This window comes from Pseudomonas sp. C9D1 (assembly GCF_056491235.1).
Map to the genome: position 1 here is coordinate 321,376 of NZ_JBSZIE010000001.1, position 20,998 is coordinate 342,373.

General features: G+C 68.1%; 17 protein-coding genes. 14 read left to right on the forward strand and 3 right to left on the reverse strand.

What is annotated here, in order from left to right:
* Positions 1-59: 59 nt before the first annotated feature.
* The 4 genes from ACXI0U_RS01530 to ilvA all read left to right on the forward strand — a co-directional run bounded on the left by ACXI0U_RS01530 (position 60) and on the right by ilvA (position 3,631).
* Positions 60-581 carry a DUF4345 domain-containing protein gene (locus ACXI0U_RS01530; RefSeq protein ID WP_479549629.1) on the forward strand — a complete coding sequence of 174 codons (522 nt, stop codon included), beginning with the start codon at positions 60-62 and terminating at the stop codon, positions 579-581.
* A gap of 94 nt (positions 582-675) precedes the next feature.
* The gene (locus ACXI0U_RS01535; RefSeq protein ID WP_021218822.1) at positions 676-1,497 is read left to right on the forward strand and encodes an HDOD domain-containing protein; all 822 of its coding nucleotides are present in this window, start codon (positions 676-678) and stop codon (positions 1,495-1,497) included.
* Between the two features lie 194 nt (positions 1,498-1,691).
* Positions 1,692-2,108, forward strand: a complete 417-nt coding sequence (locus ACXI0U_RS01540) for a YybH family protein (RefSeq protein ID WP_479549630.1) — start codon at positions 1,692-1,694, stop codon at positions 2,106-2,108.
* Positions 2,105-3,631 carry a threonine ammonia-lyase, biosynthetic gene (gene ilvA / locus ACXI0U_RS01545; RefSeq protein ID WP_265170481.1) on the forward strand — a complete coding sequence of 509 codons (1,527 nt, stop codon included), beginning with the start codon at positions 2,105-2,107 and terminating at the stop codon, positions 3,629-3,631. The genes ACXI0U_RS01540 and ilvA overlap by 4 nt, the downstream gene beginning before the upstream one ends.
* Before the next feature lie 309 nt (positions 3,632-3,940).
* On the opposite strand, the gene trmA is transcribed toward ilvA, so the two are convergent.
* Both trmA and ACXI0U_RS01555 read right to left on the reverse strand, forming a co-directional pair.
* Complete coding sequence (trmA, locus tag ACXI0U_RS01550) at positions 3,941-5,035, reverse strand: tRNA (uridine(54)-C5)-methyltransferase TrmA (protein ID WP_111259671.1); 1,095 nt, start codon at positions 5,033-5,035, stop codon at positions 3,941-3,943.
* Positions 5,035-6,327, reverse strand: a complete 1,293-nt coding sequence (locus ACXI0U_RS01555; RefSeq protein ID WP_021218818.1) for an NCS2 family permease — start codon at positions 6,325-6,327, stop codon at positions 5,035-5,037. Before ACXI0U_RS01555 ends, trmA begins: the two co-directional genes overlap by 1 nt.
* A gap of 292 nt (positions 6,328-6,619) precedes the next feature.
* On the opposite strand from ACXI0U_RS01555, the gene ACXI0U_RS01560 reads away from it, so the two are divergent.
* The 3 genes from ACXI0U_RS01560 to ACXI0U_RS01570 are packed head-to-tail and all read left to right on the forward strand — an operon-like array spanning position 6,620 to position 10,340.
* Positions 6,620-7,150 (forward strand): (2Fe-2S)-binding protein, encoded by a 531-nt coding sequence (locus ACXI0U_RS01560; RefSeq protein ID WP_374979867.1) that lies wholly within the window; start codon positions 6,620-6,622, stop codon positions 7,148-7,150.
* Positions 7,147-8,136, forward strand: coding sequence for an FAD binding domain-containing protein (locus tag ACXI0U_RS01565; RefSeq protein ID WP_374979868.1), 990 nt, complete (start codon positions 7,147-7,149; stop codon positions 8,134-8,136). Before ACXI0U_RS01560 ends, ACXI0U_RS01565 begins: the two co-directional genes overlap by 4 nt.
* The gene (locus ACXI0U_RS01570; protein WP_479549631.1) at positions 8,133-10,340 is read left to right on the forward strand and encodes a xanthine dehydrogenase family protein molybdopterin-binding subunit; all 2,208 of its coding nucleotides are present in this window, start codon (positions 8,133-8,135) and stop codon (positions 10,338-10,340) included. Before ACXI0U_RS01565 ends, ACXI0U_RS01570 begins: the two co-directional genes overlap by 4 nt.
* Here the strand turns inward: ACXI0U_RS01570 and ACXI0U_RS01575 are convergent, their stop codons facing one another.
* Positions 10,341-11,558, reverse strand: a complete 1,218-nt coding sequence (locus ACXI0U_RS01575; protein WP_479549632.1) for an MFS transporter — start codon at positions 11,556-11,558, stop codon at positions 10,341-10,343. It lies immediately after the preceding gene.
* Positions 11,559-11,844: 286 nt separating this feature from the next.
* Here ACXI0U_RS01575 and ACXI0U_RS01580 point away from each other — a divergent pair, with 286 nt between their 5' ends.
* The 7 genes from ACXI0U_RS01580 (at position 11,845) to cydB (ending at position 20,991) form a co-directional block, all read left to right on the forward strand.
* Complete coding sequence (locus tag ACXI0U_RS01580) at positions 11,845-14,676, forward strand: xanthine dehydrogenase family protein molybdopterin-binding subunit (RefSeq protein WP_479549633.1); 2,832 nt, start codon at positions 11,845-11,847, stop codon at positions 14,674-14,676.
* Positions 14,669-15,208, forward strand: coding sequence for a (2Fe-2S)-binding protein (locus tag ACXI0U_RS01585; protein ID WP_021218812.1), 540 nt, complete (start codon positions 14,669-14,671; stop codon positions 15,206-15,208). Before ACXI0U_RS01580 ends, ACXI0U_RS01585 begins: the two co-directional genes overlap by 8 nt.
* A 2-nt stretch (positions 15,209-15,210) precedes the next feature.
* Positions 15,211-16,434 (forward strand): cytochrome c, encoded by a 1,224-nt coding sequence (locus ACXI0U_RS01590; RefSeq protein WP_316925505.1) that lies wholly within the window; start codon positions 15,211-15,213, stop codon positions 16,432-16,434.
* A 2-nt stretch (positions 16,435-16,436) separates the two neighbouring features.
* On the forward strand, positions 16,437-17,408 hold the full coding sequence (locus ACXI0U_RS01595; protein ID WP_021218810.1) for an XdhC family protein: 972 nt from the start codon (positions 16,437-16,439) through the stop codon (positions 17,406-17,408).
* A 160-nt stretch (positions 17,409-17,568) separates the two neighbouring features.
* Positions 17,569-18,156 carry a nucleotidyltransferase family protein gene (locus tag ACXI0U_RS01600; protein WP_479549634.1) on the forward strand — a complete coding sequence of 196 codons (588 nt, stop codon included), beginning with the start codon at positions 17,569-17,571 and terminating at the stop codon, positions 18,154-18,156.
* 379 nt (positions 18,157-18,535) lie between these two features.
* On the forward strand, positions 18,536-19,981 hold the full coding sequence (locus ACXI0U_RS01605) for a cytochrome ubiquinol oxidase subunit I (protein WP_021218808.1): 1,446 nt from the start codon (positions 18,536-18,538) through the stop codon (positions 19,979-19,981).
* Positions 19,982-19,983: 2 nt separating this feature from the next.
* Positions 19,984-20,991 (forward strand): cytochrome d ubiquinol oxidase subunit II, encoded by a 1,008-nt coding sequence (gene cydB, locus ACXI0U_RS01610; RefSeq protein WP_184492091.1) that lies wholly within the window; start codon positions 19,984-19,986, stop codon positions 20,989-20,991.
* Positions 20,992-20,998 lie beyond the last annotated feature (7 nt).

The window sequence follows — 20,998 nt, forward strand, 5'->3', positions numbered from 1 at the left end:
AACGAAACCCGCTGCGATGGGTCTTTTGCAGATCGCTGCCGATCGGGAGGAGAAAGGCGATGCTACTTGCCCGGCTGATTCTGGTGGTCCAGATCCTGGTGTTCGCGGGTTTCGGCCTGGCCTACTGGTTCCGCCCCTACGAGATGGCCAACCTCAGCGGCATGCTGCTGATGGAAACCACCTCGGTAAGCAACGTGCGCGTCTACTACGGCGGCCTGCAGATCGGCCTGGCGCTGTTCCTGCTCTGGGCCCTGCGCGGCCGCGAGCTGATGCGCGCGGCGCTGATGATGCTGTTGCTGGTGCAGTCCGCCCTGGCCCTGGCGCGCATCGGTTCCCTATGGCTGGACGACGGCACCCTGCAGAACTTCGACATCAGCTCCCTGGCCTACAAGGTGGCCACCGCGCTGCTGGCCGGCGTGGCCCTGGTGCAGCTGACGCGCTACCAGGAACCGGTGGCGGACACCGCGCTGATCGGCGACCTGGACGACGAGGTCAGCGAGCCGCTGCGCCGGGGCGGCATCCGCGAAGGGTTGGTGGAGCGCATCGACGAAGCGGCACCGCTGCCGCCGGAAAGGCCCTGATACAGAGCCGTCGCACACGGGGCGACGGCCTGCCGGGCAGGCTTGGGAAACTTGCCTATCCTTTGGTTTTCAAGCCGATGACGGAGGCGGTCCCATGGATATAGAAGCCCTATTTTCCAACCTGCACACCTTGCCCAGCATTCCCAAGGTGGCGCAGGACCTGATCCAGCAATTCGACAGCCCCACCTCCAGCCTGGATGGCGTGGCGCGCAATATCGCCCTCGACCCGGTGATCGCCGCCAAGGTGCTGCGCCTGGCCAACTCCGCGCGCTTTCGCGGGGCGCGGGAGTCCACCAGCATCGAGGATGCGGCCATGCGCCTGGGCTTCAACACCCTGCGCACCCTGGTGATGGCTTCGGCCGTGACCGGCGCCTTCAAGGCATCGCCCAATTTCGACCTCAAGGGCTTCTGGCTGCACAGCTTCCAGGTGGCGAGCATCAGCCGCCTGCTGGCCAAGCAGAAGGGCGTGGACCCGGACACGGCGTTCACCTGCGGGATGATGCATGACATCGGCGAACTGCTGATCCAGACCGGCGCCCCCGAGTTCGCCGAGAAGCTCAACAGCGGCAAGGGCGGGGCCACCGGGCGTGCCGCCAGCGAAACGCTGCAACTGGGGTTCGGCTACCCGGAAGTGGGGGCAGAGCTGGCGCGGCGCTGGCAGCTGCCGGCGGTGATCCAGCAGGCCATCGCCTACCAGGCGCGCCCGATGCAGGCGCCGGCCGATGCCTTGCTGCCGCGCATCCTCGCCCAGGCGGTGCTGGTCAGCGAGGCGCTGCAGGCCCATGGCGGCGCCACCGAGGAGGCGCGGCAATCCCTGGAAGGCCCGCTGGTGGAAGGCGTGGACCTGGACGCGCTGTTCGCGGCATTGCCGGCGGTGCTGGAGGCGGACAAGGCCTTCGCCGAACTGCTCACCTGAAACCGACGCTTGACTTGGCGCAACGGCAGGAATAATTTCCAGACCCATGAAATCGACCTCCCTGATGCTGCGCCAACAGATTATTACCGCCATTACATACTTGGCGGGTTGACCAGTACCTACAAAGAAACCCGCCCTCGAGGCGGGTTTCTTCTTTCTGTCTCCTGGGCCCCAAGCGAACCGCAGGAGACGCCATGCAACCTTCCCCCCTCGTCCAGGCCGTGCAACAGGCGGACCAGCTGATCAATTCCGGGCGCTTCGATGCGCTGATGGATTTCTACACCGACGACGCCGTGCTGGTGGTGCGCCCGGGCCTCAACGTCCAGGGCCGCGACGGCATCCGCCGCGCCTTCGATGCCATCGCCGCGCATTTCCAGCACAGCCTCTGGGTCAGCCAGCGCGACCTGCAGGTGGTGGAGACCGGCGACACCGCCCTGGTGATGGGCCGTGCGCGCATCCAGTGGCGCTCCAGCGACGGCTTCCTGTCGTTCCTCGAACGCAAGGCCACCTACGTGTTCCGCCGCCAGGCCGACGACAGCTGGCGCTGCGCCGTGGATAACTCCTATGGCACCGACCTGCTCGATGCCGTCACCGGGGAGGCCGTGGCATGACCGACTCACTGCTCAAGGGCTATGTGCAGAAGATCCTCCGCGCGCCGGTCTACGACGTCGCCATCCAGACGCCCCTGCAACCGGCGCCGCGCCTGTCTCAGCGCCTCGGCAACGCCGTGCTGCTCAAGCGCGAGGACCTGCAGCCGGTGTTCTCCTTCAAGATCCGCGGCGCCTACAACCGCGTGTCCCAGCTCAGCGCCGAGCAACGCGCACGGGGCGTGATCGCCGCCTCCGCCGGCAACCACGCCCAGGGCCTGGCCCTGGCGGCGCGCCAGCTGGGCATCGAGGCGACCATCGTCATGCCGCGCACCACGCCGGAGCTCAAGGTCCAGGGCGTGCTGGCCCGGGGCGGCAAGGCGGTGCTCCACGGCGATGCCTTCCCCGAGGCCCTGGCCCATGCGTTGCGCCTGGCCGAGGAGCAGGGCCTGACCTTCGTGCCGCCCTACGACGACCCCGACGTGATCGCCGGCCAGGGCACCGTGGCCATGGAGATCCTGCGCCAGCAGCCGGGCGAGCTGGATGCCATCTTCGTGCCGGTGGGCGGTGGTTCGCTGATCGCCGGCATCGCCGCCTATGTGAAATACCTGCGTCCCGAGGTGAAGGTCATCGGCGTCGAGCCGGAGGATTCCAACTGCCTGCAGGCCGCCATGGCCGCTGGCGAGCGCGTGGTGCTGGAGCAGGTGGGGCTGTTCGCCGACGGCGTGGCCGTGGCGCAGATCGGCGCGCACAACTTCGAGGTCTGCCGCCAGTATGTGGACGAGGTGCTCACTGTCAGCGCCGACGAAATCTGCGCGGCGATCAAGGACATCTACGACGACACCCGCTCCATCACCGAGCCGGCTGGTGCCCTGGCCGTGGCCGGGATCAAGAAGTACGTGGCCCGCGAGCGCTGCGAGGGCCGCACCCTGGTGGCCATCGACTCGGGCGCCAACGTCAACTTCGACCGCCTGCGCCACGTGGCCGAGCGCGCCGAGCTGGGCGAGCAGCGCGAAGCGATCATCGCCGTGACCATTCCCGAGCGCCCGGGCAGCTTTCGCGCCTTCTGCGAGGCCTTGGGGCGGCGGCAGATCACCGAATTCAACTACCGCTTCCACAGCGAGGCCGAGGCGCACATCTTCGTTGGCGTGCAGACCCACCCGGAGAACGACCCGCGCGACGCGCTGGTGAGCGGCCTGCAGGCCCAGGGCTTCCCGGTGCTGGACCTGACCGACAACGAACTGGCCAAGCTGCACATCCGCCACATGGTCGGCGGCCGCGCCGACGGCGCCCTGCACGAGCGCCTGCTGCGCTTCGAATTCCCCGAGCGGCCCGGTGCGCTGCTGAACTTCCTCAACCAGCTGGGCGGGCGCTGGAACATCAGCCTGTTCCACTACCGCAACCACGGCGCCGCCGACGGCCGCGTACTGGCCGGCCTGCAGGTGCCCGACCACGAGCTGCACCTGCTGCCCGGGGCGCTGGACGCCATCGGCTACCCCTGGTGGGACGAAAGCGACAACCCGGCCTACCGCCTGTTCGTGGGGTGATGGGGGGAGGGACCGTGCGTATGGACGGCCTGGCGCGGCGTCCTGTAGGGGCGACTTCAGTCGCCAAGCGGCGCGCAGCGCCGCCGGCTGGGTAGGCGCGAATTCATTCGCGATCGGGATTCCAGGCGGTCACGCACAGGGTGGGCGTAGGGTGGGCCGGGCGGCGCTCCGCTTCAGCCCACCGTTTTCCTTCGGTCAGCTCGGTGCCCAGTTCGTTTCCGAGCGCGCCTCACCTCCGCCTTGGTGGAGGTAAAAAGCGACCTCCACCCTACACAGCGGTCATGTCCGCGCGTTGGCTCCTGGCCGGAGTCAGCGACGCACCAGCAACACACCCGATTCCATATGGTGGGTGTAGGGGAACTGGTCGAACAGGGCGCAGCGCTCGATGCGGTGGGTGTCGTGCAACTGGGCGATGTTGGCGGCCAGGGTCTCCGGGTTGCAGGAGATGTAGAGGATGCGCTCGAAGCGGCGGGTCAGCTCGCAGGTGTCCGGGTCCATGCCGGCGCGGGGCGGGTCGACGAACACGGTGCCGAACTCGTAGGCCTTGAGGTCGATGCCGGCGAGGCGGCGGAAGGGGCGCACTTCGTTGAGGGCTTCGGTCAGCTCTTCGGCGGAGAGGCGCACCAGGGTGACGTTGTCCACGCCGTTGTCGGCGAGGTTGGCCAGGGCGGCGTTGACCGAGGTCTTGCTGATCTCGGTGGCCAGCGCCTTGCGCGCGCGGGTGGCCAGGGGCAGGGTGAAGTTGCCGTTGCCGCAGTACAGCTCCAGCAGGTCGTCGCTGCGCTCGCCCATGGCTTCGAAGGCCCAGGCCAGCATCTTCTGGCACACCTCGCCGTTGGGCTGGGTGAAGGCGCCTTCGGGCTGGCGGTAGCGGAAGGCGCGGCCGGCGACGGTCAGCTCTTCTTCCACGTAGTCGCGACCGATGACGATGCGCTTGCCCTTGGAGCGGCCCACCAGGCTCACGCCCAGGTCGGCGGCGAGCTTCTCGGCCTCGGCCTTCCAGGCATCGTCCAGGGGGCGGTGGTAGCAGAGGGTGATCAGCGCGTCGCCGGACAGGGTGGTGAGGAACTCCACCTGGAACAGCTTGAACGACAGCACCTGGCTCGCCTGCCAGCCGGCCTTCAGGCGCGGCATCAGCTCGTTGATGCGGCGGCTGGCGATGGGGAAGTCCTCGATCAGCACGGGGGTGAACTTGTCCCCGGCTTCGAACATGGCGTAGTGACGGGTCTCACTGCCGGTCTCGCGCCACAGGCGGAACTCGGCGCGCAGGCGGTAATGCTCGCGGGGCGAGTCGAAGACGTCCGGTTGCGGTGCGTCGAAGGGCGCCAGCAGTGCCTTCAGGCGCTCGGCCTTGTCGGCGAGCTGCGCGGCGTAGCCTGTGGGATCGAACTGCGGGCGGCTCATCAGTGGAAGAACCCCATCTTGATCACGAACAGCACGGCGAGGATCACCAGCGCCGGGCTCAGCTCGCTGTAGCGGCCGGCCAGGGTCTTGATGGCGGCCCAGGCGATGAAGCCGAAGGCGATGCCGTCGGCGATGGAGTAGGTGAAGGGCATGGCCAGGGCGGTGATCAGCACCGGGGCGGCGGTGGTCAGGTCGCTCCACTCGATTTCGGCCAGGCCCGAGGCCATCAGCACGGCGACGAAGAACAGCGCCGGCGCGGTGGCGAAGGCGGGCACGCTGCCGGCCAGGGGCGAGAGGAACAGGGCCAGGAGGAACAGCACGGCGACCACGACGGCGGTGAGGCCGGTGCGGCCACCGGCGCTGACGCCGGCGGCGGATTCGATGTAGCTGGTGGTGGTCGAGGTGCCCAGCAGCGACCCGCCCATGGCGGCGGTGGAGTCCGCGATCAGGGCGCGGCCCATCTTCGGCATGTGGCCGTCGGCGCGCATCAGGCCGGCCTTCTTGGCCACGGCGATGAGGGTGCCGGAGTTGTCGAACAGGTCGACGAAGAGGAAGGCGAAGATCACGCTGACCAGGCCGATTTCCAGCGCACCCTTGATGTCCAGCTGCAGGAAGGTGGGCGCCAGGGACGGCGGCATGGAGACGATGCCACCGAACTTGGAAACGCCCAGGCCGATGCCGGCGAGGGTGACGGCGAGGATGCCGATCAGCACGGCGCCGGTCACCTTGCGGGCTTCCAGGGCGATGATCAGGAAGAAGCCGAGCACGGCGAGGATCGGCTCCGGCTTGGTCAGGTCGCCCAGGGTGACCATGGTCACCGGGTGGGCGGCGACGATGCCGGCCTTCTGCAGGGCGATCAGCGCCAGGAACAGGCCGATGCCGGCGGCGATGGCCGAGCGCAGCTCCAGGGGGATGCTGTTGATGATCCATTCACGGATGCGGAAGATCGACAGCACGAAGAACATGCACGCCGAGATGAACACCGCGCCCAGGGCCACCTGCCAGGTGTGGCCCATGTGCAGCACCACGGTGTAGGTGAAGAAGGCGTTCAGGCCCATGCCGGGGGCGAGGGCGATGGGGTAGTTGGCAATCAGGCCCATGACGGTGGAGCCGATGGCGGCGGCCAGGCAGGTGGCGACGAACACCGCGCCTTTGTCCATGCCGGTTTCACCGAGGATGGCCGGGTTGACGAAGAGGATGTAGGCCATCGTCAGGAAGGTGGTCAGGCCCGCCAGGACCTCGGTGCGTACGTTGGTGTCGTGCGCTTTGAGTTGGAACAGTTTTTCCAGCATTTTCGCTCCCCGTGACGTCTTCGCGTCTGTTGGCCCGGACTGGATAGCAGTCAAGCACAGCGCCTGCGGTTGGGCGCCGTTTCTGCCAGCCCGGCAAAAAAGGCGCGCATCATACCAGCTCCCCTGGGGGCGGTGAATTTATGACCAGACGGGCAGCTCGGGTTTCGTCGTGCGGCCCGCCCGGGCAGAAACCCTGAACCTCGGCGAAGACCGGCCAGTCCACCAGAAAGATGCGGGTATCCACACCCGCGCACCGCCCTTCGGGGCCGGACGAGACGAGCCTGAGGTCAACATGAGTTCCCTACCCAGCCTGCGCCGTGGCCAAACCGCCGTCGGCCATCCGATCCAACTGGTCATCAACGGCGAACCCCATCGGCTGCAGGTGGAGCCCTGGACCACCCTGCTCGACCTGCTGCGCGAGCGCCTCGACCTGGTGGGCACCAAGAAGGGCTGCGACCACGGCCAGTGCGGCGCTTGCACCGTGCTGCGCAATGGCGTGCGGATCAATGCCTGCCTGGCCCTGGCGGTGATGCAGGACGGCGCCGAGATCACCACGGTGGAAGGCCTGGAACGCAACGGCGAGTTGCACCCCATGCAGGCCGCGTTCATCCGCCACGACGCCTTCCAGTGCGGCTACTGCACACCGGGGCAGCTGTGCTCGGCGGTGGCCCTGGCCAGCGAGAACCACGCCCACGACCGTGACGGCATCCGCGAGCAGATGAGCGGCAACCTGTGCCGCTGCGGCGCCTACGCCAACATCCTCGACGCCATCGAAGAGGCGCTGCCCGCCTGCCAGGGCGCCGCCAAGGGGGACGCCGCATGATGCCCTTCAGCTACGAACGCCCCGAGGAACTGGACCAGGCCCTGAAGCTGGCCGGCCCCCACGCGCGCTTCATCGCCGGGGGCACTAACCTGGTGGACCTGATGAAGGAGAACGTCGAGCGCCCCGAACGGCTGATCGACATCACCGCGCTGCCGTTGCACGGCGTGCTGGTCGGCGAGGACGGCGGGCTGCGCATCGGCGCCCTGGTGAGCAACGCCGACCTGGCCTGGCACCCGCGCGTGCAGAGCCATTTCCCGTTGCTGGCCGAGGCGCTGCTGGCCGGGGCTTCGCCGCAGTTGCGCAACATGGCCACGGTCGGCGGCAACCTGCTGCAGCGTACCCGCTGCCAGTACTTCTATGACGTGGCCACGCCCTGCAACAAGCGCGAGCCCGGCAGCGGCTGCCCGGCGCGGGCGGGGCTCAACCGCAACCACGCGATACTCGGCGCCAGCGAACACTGCGTGGCCACCCACCCTTCCGACATGTGCGTGGCCCTGGCGGCGCTGGAGGCCAAGGTGCACGTCGCCGGCCCCGGCGGCACCCGGGTGATCGCTTTCGCCGACTTCCACCGCCTGCCCGGCGACGAACCGCAGCGCGACAACCTGTTGGCGGCGGACGAGCTGATCACCGAGGTCGAGCTGCCGCCGTCGCCTTTCGCCCGCCACAGCGCCTACCTGAAGATCCGCGACCGCGCATCCTACGCCTTCGCCCTGGTTTCGGTGGCGGCGGCGCTGCGCGTGGAGCAGGGCACCGTGGCCGAGGCGCGCATCGCCCTGGGCGGTGTGGCGCACAAACCCTGGCGCCTGCCGGACGCCGAGGCGGCACTGGTGGGGCGCCCGTGCACACCGGCGGCCTTCCGTGTCGCCGCCGACCTGCTGCTGCAGGGGGCCGAGGGCCTGGGGCGCAACACCTTCAAGGTGGAGCTGGCCCGCCGCGCGGTGGTCCGCGCCCTGGCCGACGCCGCCAAGGGAGGGCCCCGGGCATGAGCGCATCGCCACTGGGCAAGGCCCATGACCGGGTGGACGGCCGTGACAAGGTCACCGGCCGCGCCCGCTACGCTGCCGACTTCGCCGTGCCCGGCCTGTTGCATGGCTGGGTGGTTAACGCCGGCATCCCCCGTGGGCGCATCCTCGCCATCGACAGCCGCGCGGCCGAGGCGGTGCCCGGTGTGCAGCTGGTGCTGACCCACGCCAACCGCCCGCCCATCGCCAGTTATGACGAACCCTACGAGGACGCCGACGCCGCCGACGGCTCGCCGTTCCGCCCGCTGTACAACGATCGCATCCTCTATAGCAGCCAGCCGGTGGCACTGGTGGTGGCCGAGACCCTGGAGCAGGCGCGCCACGCCGCGCGCCTGGTGACGGTGGAATACCAGGCCGAGCCGCACCAGACCGACCTGCTGGCCGCCCTCGACGACGCCCACCTGGCCCCGGCGTCGCTGCCCGAGCCCCGGGGCGATTGCGCCGGCGCCCTGGCCGGCGCGGCCCTGCGCATCGACGTGAGCTACAGCTCGCCCATCGAGCAGCACAACCCCATGGAGCCCCACGCCGCCACGGTGGTCATGCAGCCTGACGGCGCGCTGCTGGTCTACGACAAGACCCAGGGCACGCAGAACAGCCAGCAGTACATCGAGCGGGTGTTCGGCCTGGAGCCGGGCCAGGTGCGGGTGATGGCGCCCTTCGTTGGTGGGGCCTTCGGTTCCGGCTTGCGCCCGCAGTACCAACTGGTGCTGGCGGTGATGGCGGCGCTCAAGCTGCAGCGCTCGGTACGGGTGACCCTGACCCGGCAGCAGATGTTCAGCTTCGGCTATCGCCCGCGCACCCTGCAGCGCCTGAGCCTGGGCGCCGCTGCCAATGGCGAGCTGCGCGCCCTGCGCCACGAGGCGGTGGGGCAGACCTCGCGCTTCGAGGACTTCACCGAGCACGTGGTGGAGTGGTCCGGGATGCTTTACCAGTGCGACAACGTCGAACTGGGCTACCGCCTGGTGCCGCTGGACGTCTACACGCCGCTGGACATGCGCGCCCCCGGCGCCACCCTCGGGGTCTTCGCCCTGGAGTGCGCCATGGACGAGATGGCCGCCGCCGTGGCCATCGACCCGCTGCAGCTGCGCCTGACCAACTACGCCGAGCGCAACCAGAACGAGGGCAAGCCCTTCTCCAGCAAGGCCCTGCGCGAGTGCTACGCCCAGGGTGCCGAGCGCTTCGGCTGGGCGGCGCGTGACCCGCAGCCGCGCAGCATGCGCGAGGGCCACGAGCTACTCGGCTGGGGCATGGCCACCGGCGTGTGGGAGGCCATGCAGAGCCCGGCCAGCGCCCGCGCGGTGATCGATGGCGACGGCCACCTGCACCTGAGCAGCGCCACCACCGATATCGGCACCGGCACCTACACGGTGATGACCCAGATCGCCGCCGCCAGCCTGGGGCTGGACATGGCGCGGGTGACCTTCAGCCTGGGCGACTCGCACCTGCCGAAGGCGCCGCTGCAGGGCGGTTCCTTCACCGTCTCCTCGGTGGGCAGCGCGGTGCAGCAGGCCTGTGTGGCGCTGCAGGACCGGCTGCTGAAGACCGCCGTGGCGCTGGAGGACTCGCCCTTCGAGGGGCTGACGCGGGAGCAGGTGGAGTTCGTCGACGGCGAGCTGCGGGTCATCGGCGCGCCGGAGCTGGCGCTGGGCTATGGCGAGATCGTCCGTGCCGCTGGCGGCGCGGCCCTGGAAGCCCGGGTGGACGCCAAGCCGGACGACAAGCGCGAGGCCTATTCCACGGCCAGCCACTCGGCGGTCTTCGTCGAGGTGCGGGTGGACGAGGCGCTGGGCGTGGTGCGGGTCAGCCGGGTGGTCAGCGCCATCGCCGCCGGTCGCGTGGTCAACCCGAAGATGGCGCGCAGCCAGATTCTCGGCGGCGTGGTCTGGGGCATCGGCATGGCCCTGCAGGAGGAGACCCAGACCGACCATGCGCTGGGCCGGCACATGAACCACAACCTGGCCGAGTATCACATCCCGGTGCACGCGGACATCGATGAGATCGAGGTGATCTTCGTCGAGGAAGAGGACGAGGTGGTCAACGCCCTGGGCTCCAAGGGCGTTGGCGAGATCGGCATAGTCGGGGTCGCGGCGGCGGTGGCCAACGCCATCTGGCACGCCACCGGCAAGCGCATCCGCGACCTGCCGATCACCCCCGACAAACTGCTCTGATCAATCGCCGCCGTGCAGGCGGTCGCGGTTGGCCAGGGTGGGGAAGAGCCTTATCCACAGGCCGGTGATGAGCAGGGTGCCGACCCCGCCCATGACCACCGCCGGCACGGTGCCGAACCAGGCGGCGGTGACGCCGGACTCGAACTCGCCGAGCTGGTTGGAGGCGCCGATGAACAGGCCGTTGACGGCGCTGACCCTACCGCGCATCTCGTCCGGCGTGTGCAACTGCACGAAAGCGCCACGGATGACCATACTGATCATGTCCGCTGCGCCCAGCACTGCGAGCACCGCGAGGGAGAACCAGAACGAGGTGGACAGGCCGAAGGCGATGGTGGCCACGCCGAACACGCCCACGGCGGTGAACATGATGCGCCCCACCTGGCGTTCGATGGGGAAGTGCGCCAGCCAGAACGACATGGCCAGCGCGCCCACCGCCGGTGCCGAGCGCAGCAGGCCGAGGCCCCAGGGCCCGGTGAGCAGGATGTCCTTGGCGAACACCGGCAGCAGCGCGGTAGCGCCGCCGAGGAGCACGGCGAACAGATCGAGGGAGATGGCGCCGAGGATGTCGCGGCGGCTGCGGATGAAGCGGATGCCGGCCAGCAGCGAGTCCAGGGAGGCGCGCTCCTTGCGCAGCACCTGCTGGCGGCTGGACAGGCTCAGCATCAGGCAGCAGGCGATGGCGTAGAGCACCGCCACCGGGCCATACACCCAGAGGCTGCCGAAGGCGTAGAGCAGGCCGCCCACCGCCGGCGCGACGATGGTCGCCGCCTGCATCGCCGAGGCCGCCGCGGCCACGGCGCGTGGGAACAGCTCCGTCGGGACGATGTTGGGCAGCAGCGCCTGGGTCGCCGGCATCTCGAAGGAGCGTGCCGCGCCGAGGGCGAAGGCGAGGAGGAAGATCATCTCGCGGCTGATGTTGTCGGTGGCGCTGCCCAGTACCAGCGCGACGGCGATCAGCCCCTGGACCGTCTGGCACAGCGCGGCCACGTGGCGGCGGTCGTAGCGGTCGGCCACGTGCCCGGTATGGAGCATGAACAGCACGCGCGGGAGGAATTCCGCCAGGCCCACCAGGCCCAGGTCGAGCACGTTGCCGGTGAGTGCGTAGATGTGCCAGCCGATGGCCACGGTGAGCATCTGGAAGCCGCTGGCGGTGCACACGCGAGCGAACCAGAACGCCATGAACGGGCGGTGGTGACGCAGCAAGAGGGCCTGGGACATAGGTCGGGAAAATGCTTAGGAGGCTATCGGATGCGCAGATTAGCACCTTGCCCCGGCGCCGAGAATCGGCGCGACGCCCCGGCACCCGAGGCGTGCACCTTCGTGCCAGGAATTTATTCTGACCGAGCGGCCAATTTTTTCTTGTCTGCCGATTCGGTTCCATTAGAATCTGACCTTCGAGTCAGAAACCCTCTCGACCATTCTCATCGACCCCGAGCCTCGGGGCCGACGGATTACTACGCACAGGAAACAGGGGCCGGCACAGATCGCGCCCCAAGGATCGGGTATGTCCAACCGTGAGTTATCCCGACGCGCCTTCTTGCAGGGCAGTGTCATCGCAGGTATCGGCATCACGCTGGCACCACTGGGCAGCAAGGCCTTTGCTGCATTGTTCGAGGACAAGGTCACCGCCTCGCCGCAGCCCTGGTACACGCCCGGCGGCCAGGCGCGAGCGCGCATCGACGGCGTTTCCAAGGCCTGCGGGGCCAAGGTGTTCGCCCGTGACATTCGCGCCCAGGACATGCCCGGCTGGCCCCAGCGCCAGGGCCATGCGCTGCTGATCAAGGCGACCCGCGCCGACCAGCTCTACGCCGGACTCGACCTGTCCATGCTCGGCGACGAGCTGCAGCCCGATCGCCTGGTCACCGCGGCGGACCTCGCCCGTGACGGCATCGGCTTCCCCGAAGGCCACAACCTCGATCCCTTCCTGCCGGAAGGCCAGGTGCCGATGTTCATCGGCCACCCGGTGGCGATGGCCATCTGGACCGACTTCGACCGCTACCGCCGGGCCAAGAACATCCTCAAGTTCAACGAGAAGGTGGTGCGCTACGGCGCCAAGGCCGAGCTGTACCAGACCGACCCTTACGGCAGCTTCCGCTTCGTGCGGGTGGGCGGCGAGACGGCGTTCGAGCCGGACGTGTTCTCCAGCCTCAAGGACAGCATGCTGTTCCCCATCATCCGCCAGCGCAAACCGGTGTGGAGCCAGCAGGCCAAGATCAACGGCGACCTGACCCAGCAGGGCCTCTATTACGCCGAACGCATGGAGCAGCAGCTCAAGGCGCCGCCGGAAGACTGGCTGGTGTTCGACGAGCGCTTCACCACCCAGTCCATCGAACCGGCGGCCCTGGAAGCCGACAACGGCAACGGCTGGTATGACGCCGAGAGCGGCACCCTGCACTTCGTGGTCGCCACCCAGTGCCCCTTCGAGGTGGCCGAACAGACCGCGCACATGCTGGCGCCGTCGCGCTTCAAGGTGACCAAGCTCAACCTGCACCCGGGCTACACCGTGGGCTACGGCTCCAAGGACAACAACATCTTCGTCTTCTACGCCGCGCTCGCCGCGATGTACGGCGAAGGCGTGCCGGTGCGCCTGGCCAACGACCGCTACGAGCAGTTCCAGAGCGGCATCAAGCGCCACCCCTTCGACATGCATTACCAACTGGCGGTGAACAAGCAGGACCACAGCTTCCAGATCTTCCGCGCGCACATGGACGTCGACGGCGGCGGCCGCGCCAACTACAGCTCCTCGGTGGCGGCGGTCGGCGCCACGGCGGCGCAGTCCATCTACTACCTGCCGCAGAGCGACCTGGCCGCCACCGCGTACCATTCGCGCGGCGTCGAGGCCGGCTCCATGCGCGGCTACGGCACCCTGCAGACCATGGCCGCCACCGAGATGATGGTGGACGAGGTGGCCGGCCGCCTGGGCCTGGACGCCATCGAGCTGCGCAAGAAGAACGTGTTCAAGACCGGCATGAAGAACACCCAGGGTGCGATTCCCGCCGGTGCCCTGCGCCTCGACGAGATTCTCGAGAAGGCCGCCCAGCATGAAATCTGGCGCACCCGCGCGGAGCGCAAGCAGCGCTTCGACGCCGAGGACCCGGACAACCTCTACGGCGTCGGTTTCGCCATGTGCCAGAAGGACTTCGGCACCGGCTCCGAGGCGCCCCTGGCGAGCCTGGAGATCACCGCCGACGGGCGCGTGCTGCTGCGCCACGTGGCCATCGACATGGGCACCGGCATGGCCACCTCCCAGGCGCTGCTGGCCGCCGACCACCTGGGCCAGCCGGCCCATGAGATCAAGACCGGCGAGACCGACTGGCACGAACTGGGCCTGGTCACCAGCGGCAACCCCTACATCATCAGCCAGGCCGACCAGGACGCCGCGCTGAAGAACCCGCGCTGGGTGGGCAAGCTGGCGTCGCCGTCCTCGGCCACCAACTCCGCCTACTACTCCGGCCACGCCACCCGCGAGGCCGCGCGCATCCTCTTCAACTTCGGCCTGTGGCCGGCGGCGCTGAGCATCTGGGGCCGTGGCGAGTACAACGGCTCGCTCAACCCCTACGTGGTGCGCCGCGAAGACGCCCACTGGAAGGATGGCGCCCTGAGCGCCGGCGGCATGCCGCCGATCCCCTTCGAGCTGCTGGCGAAGAAGGCCCATGACCTGGGCCTGGTCACCGGTGCCAGCGTGCACGGCTTCAACCGCTGGAAGTGGGCCTCGGCCGAGTTCGAGATCAACGGCGTGCGCGAGAGCCTGCCGCTGGATGCGGTGGCGGTGAAGTACGGCGCCGGTGCTGACGCCGGCAAGCGCGCCCTGATGACCCGCAACGGCTACCACCTGCTGGACCGCGTCTCGGTCAGCTACCCGGAAACCCAGCTCAACAACGCCATGGTCACCTACTACAGCCCGGTGGCCACCCTGGTGGAGATCAAGGTCAACAAAGGCAGCGGCCAGGCCACCGTGATCAACCACCATTCCTGGATGGAGTGCGGCCGGGTGATCGTCCCCGAGCTGGTGCTCGGCCAGCTGGAAGGCGGCATCGCCATGGGCATCGGCCACGCGCTGATGGAGGAAATGCCGCTCTACGAAGGGGGCCCGGGCGAGGGCACCTGGAACTTCAACCGCTACCAGCTGCCCCGGGCGAAGGACGTCGCCGTGTGGTCGCAGACGGCGGAGATCCTGCCGCCGCTGTCGCCCAGCGACCCGGCCAAGGGCATCGCCGAAGTGGTGATGATCCCCGTGGTCGGCGCCATCGTGAACGCCGTGGCCCACGCCACCGGCAAGCGCCTGCGCGACCTTCCCCTGACTCCGGCCCGCATCAAGGAGGCCCTCCATGGCTAACCGCGCGCTCAGCATGAACATCAACGGCCAGGCCGTCGGCCCCATCGAGGTGGCGGACGACCTGATGATGATCGACTTCCTCCACGAGTACCTGAACCTCACCGGCTCGCGCCTGGGCTGCGGCCAGGGCGTCTGCCACGCCTGCGTGGCCATCCTCGACAAGCCCGACGGCACCAGCGAGGAAATCCGCACCTGCATCACCGGCGCGCATTTCTTCGCCGGCAAGAAGGTGCGCACGGTGGAGGGCCACGCCCAGCTCGACGACAAGGGCGAGGTGAAGAGCCTCAACCCCATCCAGCAGAAGTTCGTCGACCAGTTCGCCTTCCAGTGCAGCTACTGCACCCCCGGCTACGTCAACGCCGCCACCGTGCTGGTGGAGAAGCTGCAGCGCCAGCCGATCAAGCGCAGCGAGCTGGAGGGTGAGATCGACAACGCCCTGGGCAAGCACATCTGCCGTTGCACCGGTTACGTCCGCTACTACAACGCCGCGCGCGATGTGGTCGAGGAACTGGGTCTGGTGAAGGAAGGCTGATGATGAAAGCACTGCTGATCGCCGCCGGGCTGCTCCTGCCCCTGGCCGCCACCGCCGCGCCCGAAGCGCCCGCCGACAAGGCCCTGATCGAGCGCGGCCGCTACATCTCCCGCGCCGCCGACTGCGTGGCCTGCCACAGCATCGAGGGCAGCGCCCCCTATGCCGGCGGCCTGCCCCTGGAGTCGCCGTTCGGCACCATCTATGGCACCAACATCAGCCCGGACAAGGAGCACGGCATCGGCCACTACACCGCCGATGACCTCTACCGCGCGCTGACCCAGGGCGAGAAGCCCGATGGCAGCAAGCTCTACCCGGCGATGCCCTACACCTCCTACCACCTCATCACCCGGGAGGACTCCGATGCCCTCTACGCCTACCTGATGAGCCGCGAGCCGATCCCCAAGGCGAGCCCGCAGACCAGCCTGACCTTCCCGTTCAACCTGCGCTTCGGCCTGGCCTTCTGGAACATGCTCTACAAGAACCGCGTGCAGATGCAGCCGGCGGAAGGCAAGAGCGAGGCCTGGCAGCGTGGCCAGTACCTGGTGGAAGCCCTCGGCCACTGCGGCGAATGCCACACCCCGCGCAACGCGCTCGGTGCCCTGCAGCAGGACCAGCGCATGGAAGGCGGTGTGCTCCTGGGCTACCTGGCGCCGAGCCTGAAGGCCGAGGCGCTGGCCGCCCGTGGCTGGACCACCGACGACCTGGCGACCTTCCTCAAGCACGGCATCAGCGCCCAGGGCTCGGTGTTCAACGAGATGTACCCGGTGCTGCACCACAGCCTGCAATACCTGCCGGAGGTGGATCACCAGGCCATGGCGGTGTTCCTCATGGGTGACCAGCCGCCGGCGCCGGCGACCATCGCCACCCGCCCGCTGGCCGAGCTCACCGCCAGCGGTCAGGCCGGTCGCCAGGAGTACCTGAACCTCTGCGCCGGCTGCCATGGCGCGGAGGGGCAGGGCATCCCCCACGTGGCGGTGGCCATGGCCGGCAACACCACCCTGCGCCAGGAGGATTCGCGCAACCTGCTGCGGGTGATCGACGACGGCATCCGCGAACAACAGTTCACCGGCTTCGAGCGGATGCAGCCTATGCCGGGTTTCCTGCATGATCTTGATGACGCGCGGATGCGCGATCTGCTCAACTACCTGCGCCAGACCTGGGGAGGATCGCCCGGGGACATCGGTATGGAGAGCGTCTCCCAACTGCGAAGCGAAAAGGTTCACTGACCATGCAACACCTCGACCTCATCGTCGTGCGCAAGGCCCTCGAATGGTCCAGGGCCGGCCAGCGTGTCTGGCTCTGTACCGTGCTTTCCACCTACGGCTCGGCGCCCCGTGCGCCGGGCTCGCTGCTGGCCGCCAACGAGGCGGGGCAGTGGGTGGGGTCGTTGTCCGGTGGTTGCGTCGAGGATGACTTCCTCGAACGTGTCGCCGAAGGCGCATTCCCCGAGCCGCTGGCGCTGGTGCGCTACGGCGACGGCAGCGATGAGCGTTCGAAGATCAGCCTGCCCTGCGGCGGGGTGCTGGACGTGCTGGTGGAGAACCTGCCGGCCGATTGCGAGGTGCAGGCGCACCTGCGCGAGCTGGAAAGCGCCCTGGCCGGCCAGCGCCGGCTGCTGCGGGAGATCCGCATCGACGGCGGCACCCGCACCCTGCTGGAGGACCGCGAGCAGGGCGCCCGGGTGGAGCGTAACGAACAGGTGATCCGCCTGCGCGTCGGTGCTGCCCAGCGCCTGCTGCTGGCGGGCTATTCCTCGGTGGCCCAGGTGTGCGCCGAATTCGCCCAGCCGCTGGGCTTCGAGGTGGTGCTCTGCGACCCCCGCGAGGAGGTGCTCGAGGGCGTCGAGCTGCCGGGCGTCGAGGTGCGCCGCGAGCTGCCCTCCGAAGTGATCCGCAACGGTGGTTGCCACGCCGACACCGCCGTGGTGGCCCTGACCCACGACCCGCGCATCGACGACCTGGCGATGATCGAGGCGGTGCGCACCGAAGCCTTCTACATCGGCGTGATGGGCTCGATGGCCACCAGCACCAAGCGCCGGGAGCGCCTGCGCCGCGTGGGCGGCCTGAGCGAAACCGAGATCGACCGCATCATCGCCCCCATCGGCCTGAACCTGGGCAGCAAGACCCCGGCGGAGATCGCCCTGGCGGTGCTTGCCGACATCCTGCGGGTGCGCAATGCGATACCGCGCGAGCGGGTTTGATTCCCTGGACGGAACGCTGGGGAAACCCTGTAGGAGCGAATTCATTCGCGATGGCAGCCGACAGGCTGCTGCTCTGTATCGGTTTGCTGCTGGGACCGCTGCGCGGTCCTTTCGCGAATGAATTCGCTCCCACCCATTCTGTGAGATCCCAGGAGTTGTCATGCCCCCCGTCATCGCCCTGATCCTCGCCGCTGGCCGTGGTACCCGCTTCGGCAGCGACAAGCGTCAGGCGCGCCTGGCCGATGGCCGCACCCTGCTGGCGGCCAGCGTGGCGCGGGCGCGGGCGGTGTTCGATGAGGTGCATGTGGTGCTGCGCCCTGAGGACGACCCGGCGGCGCTGGGCCTGCCCGACGATTGCCCGGTAATCCGCTGCGCGGACGCCGACCTGGGCATGGGCCACAGCCTGGCGGCCGGCGTGCGCGGGTTATCCACAGCCCGGGGCAGGGCCGTGGCGGTGCTGCTGGGGGACATGCCCTGGCTGGCCGAGGCGACGCTGCGCCAGTTGGTGGCCCAGGCCGATGCGCAGCACATCCTGTTCCCGCTGCACCACGGCCTGCGTGGCCACCCGGTGATCTTCGGGCGCGATTTCTGGCCCGAGCTGCAACACCTCCAGGGCGACGAAGGCGCCCGTGCGGTGCTCGCCGCCCATCGCGAGGCCTGGTTGGCGCTGGAGGTGGACGACCCTGGCGTGGTGCTGGACGTGGACACGCCCAAGGCCCTTGATTCGGGGCACGCGCCACGGCCGTAGGCGTGCACCGGCTTCCAGGGGTGTGGGGTGGATGACGCTTCATCCATCCACCAGGTGGGTTACGGGCTGCTCAGGACTGTCCAGTGACCTTGTAGCGGAGCTCCGGTCCGGCTCCGTGTTTGTCCAGGGTTATCCACTCGCTGCGGCAACCTGCCGCGTGGCAATCGACCACAGCATTTTTCTTCAAGCGAAGCGCTACTCTTTAGCTGCTGATTGATCTGCGTCAATGCCCGACCTTTGGGTTTGCGCTTGCGGCCGATTGGGCCGCCATCTCCCTGAAACTCCACATAAAAAGAACGAATTCCCATGAGCAGCGCTCCAATTGCCGGAGTGACCTGCCCAGGGCCGTGCCCGTGAAACCAGCTATGAGGACGCCGTAATGTTCGGATTGGAGGCTCTTGATCTCGCCCGAATCCAGTTCGCCTTCACCATTTCCTTCCACATCATCTTTCCGGCCATCACCATTGGCCTGGCGAGTTACCTGGCGGTATTGGAAGGCTTGTGGCTGAAGACCAACCGGGAGGTCTATCGCGACCTCTATCACTTCTGGTCGAAGATTTTCGCCGTCAACTTCGGCATGGGCGTGGTGTCCGGCCTGGTGATGGCCTATCAGTTCGGCACCAACTGGAGCGCCTTCTCCGACTTCGCCGGCTCGGTCACCGGGCCGCTGCTGACCTACGAGGTGCTCACCGCATTCTTCCTCGAGGCCGGCTTCCTCGGCGTGATGCTGTTCGGCTGGAACCGCGTCGGGCCGGGCCTGCACTTCTTCTCCACGGTGATGGTGGCCATCGGCACGCTGATCTCCACCTTCTGGATCCTCGCCTCCAACAGCTGGATGCAGACGCCCCAGGGCTTCGAGATCATCGATGGCCGGGTGATCCCCACCGACTGGTTCGCGGTGATCTTCAACCCGTCCTTCCCCTATCGCCTGGCGCACATGGCCACCGCGGCCTTCCTCGCCACGGCCTTCTTCGTCGGCTCCTCGGCGGCCTGGCACCTGCTGCGCGGGCGTGACAACCCGGCGATCCGCCAGATGCTCTCCATGGCCATGTGGATGGCCCTGCTGGTGGCGCCGATCCAGGCGTTCATCGGTGACCTGCACGGCCTCAACACCCTCAAGCACCAGCCGGCGAAGATCGCCGCGATGGAAGGGCACTGGGACAACAGCAGTGGCGAGGCGACCCCGCTGATCCTCTTCGGCTGGCCGGACATGGAGCGCGAGGAAACCCGCTTCAAGGTGGAGATTCCCTACCTCGGCAGCCTGATCCTCACCCACAGCCTGGACAAACAGGTGCCGGCGCTGAAGGACTTCCCCAAGGAAGACCGGCCCAACTCCACCATCGTCTTCTGGTCGTTCCGCATCATGGTCGCCCTGGGTCTGCTGATGATCCTGGCCGGCGTCTGGAGCCTGTGGTTGCGCTGGCGCGGCGGGCTGTTCACTTCGCGGCCGTTCCTCTACCTGTGCCTGTGGATGGGGCCGTCCGGGCTGATCGCCATCCTCGCCGGCTGGTTCACCACCGAGATCGGCCGCCAGCCCTGGGTCGTGTATGGGCTGATGCGCACCGCCGACGCCTCGTCGAACCACAGCTTCGCGCAGATGAGCCTCACCCTGATCATGTTCGTGGTGGTGTACTTCGCCGTGTTCGGCGCCGGCTTCAGCTACCTGCTGCGCCTGGTGCGCAAAGGGCCGAAGACCGATGAAGGCAAGGAGCAGGGCATCGGTGGCCCTGGCCAGAAACGCACGCCGGCACGGCCGATCTCGGCCGCCGACGAGAACATGGACGATGATGACGCCAGTGGCGACGACCTGGGCGCGAGGAATTGAACATGGGCATCGACCTTTCTCTGATCTGGGCAATCATCATCGTCTTCGGCGTGATGATGTACGTGGTGATGGACGGTTTCGACCTGGGCATCGGCATCCTCTTCCCCTTCGTCAAGGACGACTCCGAGCGCGACGTGATGATGAACACCGTGGCGCCGGTGTGGGACGGTAACGAGACCTGGCTGGTGCTGGGCGGGGCGGGGCTGTTCGCGGCCTTCCCGCTGGCCTACTCGGTGGTGCTCAGCGCCCTCTACCTGCCGCTGATGTTCATGCTCATCGGCCTGGTGTTCCGGGGCGTGGCCTTCGAGTTCCGCTTCAAGGCCAAGGAGCACAAGCGCCACATCTGGGACAAGGCCTTCATCGGCGGCTCCCTGGCGGCGACCTTCTTCCAGGGCGTGGCCCTGGGGGCCTTCATCGAAGGCATCCCGGTGGAGAACCGCCAGTTCGCCGGCGGTGGCCTGGACTGGCTGGCACCCTTCCCGATCTTCAGCGGCCTGGGGCTGGTGGCGGCCTATGCGCTGCTCGGCTGCACCTGGCTGATCATGAAGACCGAAGGCCGCCTGCAGGAGCAGATGCACGACATGGCCCGGCCGCTGGCCCTGGTGCTGCTGGCGGTGATCGGCATCGTCAGCATCTGGACGCCGCTGTCCCATGGCGAGATCGCCCAGCGCTGGTTCAGCCTGCCCAACCTGTTCTGGTTCCTGCCGGTGCCGCTGCTGGTGCTGGTGACCTTCTTCTACCTGCTGCGATCGGTGGCGAACTACGACAACATCAAGCCCTTCGTGCTGACCCTGATCCTCATCTTCCTCGGCTACAGCGGCCTGGGCATCAGCCTGTGGCCGAACATCGTGCCGGGCTCGCTGAGCATCTGGCAGGCCGCCGCGCCGCCGCAGAGCCAGGGTTTCGCGCTGGTGGGGGCGCTGTTCATCATCCCCTTCATCCTCGTGTACACCGCCTGGAGCTACTACGTGTTCCGCGGCAAGGTCACCCCGGACCAGGGCTACCACTAGTGGACAG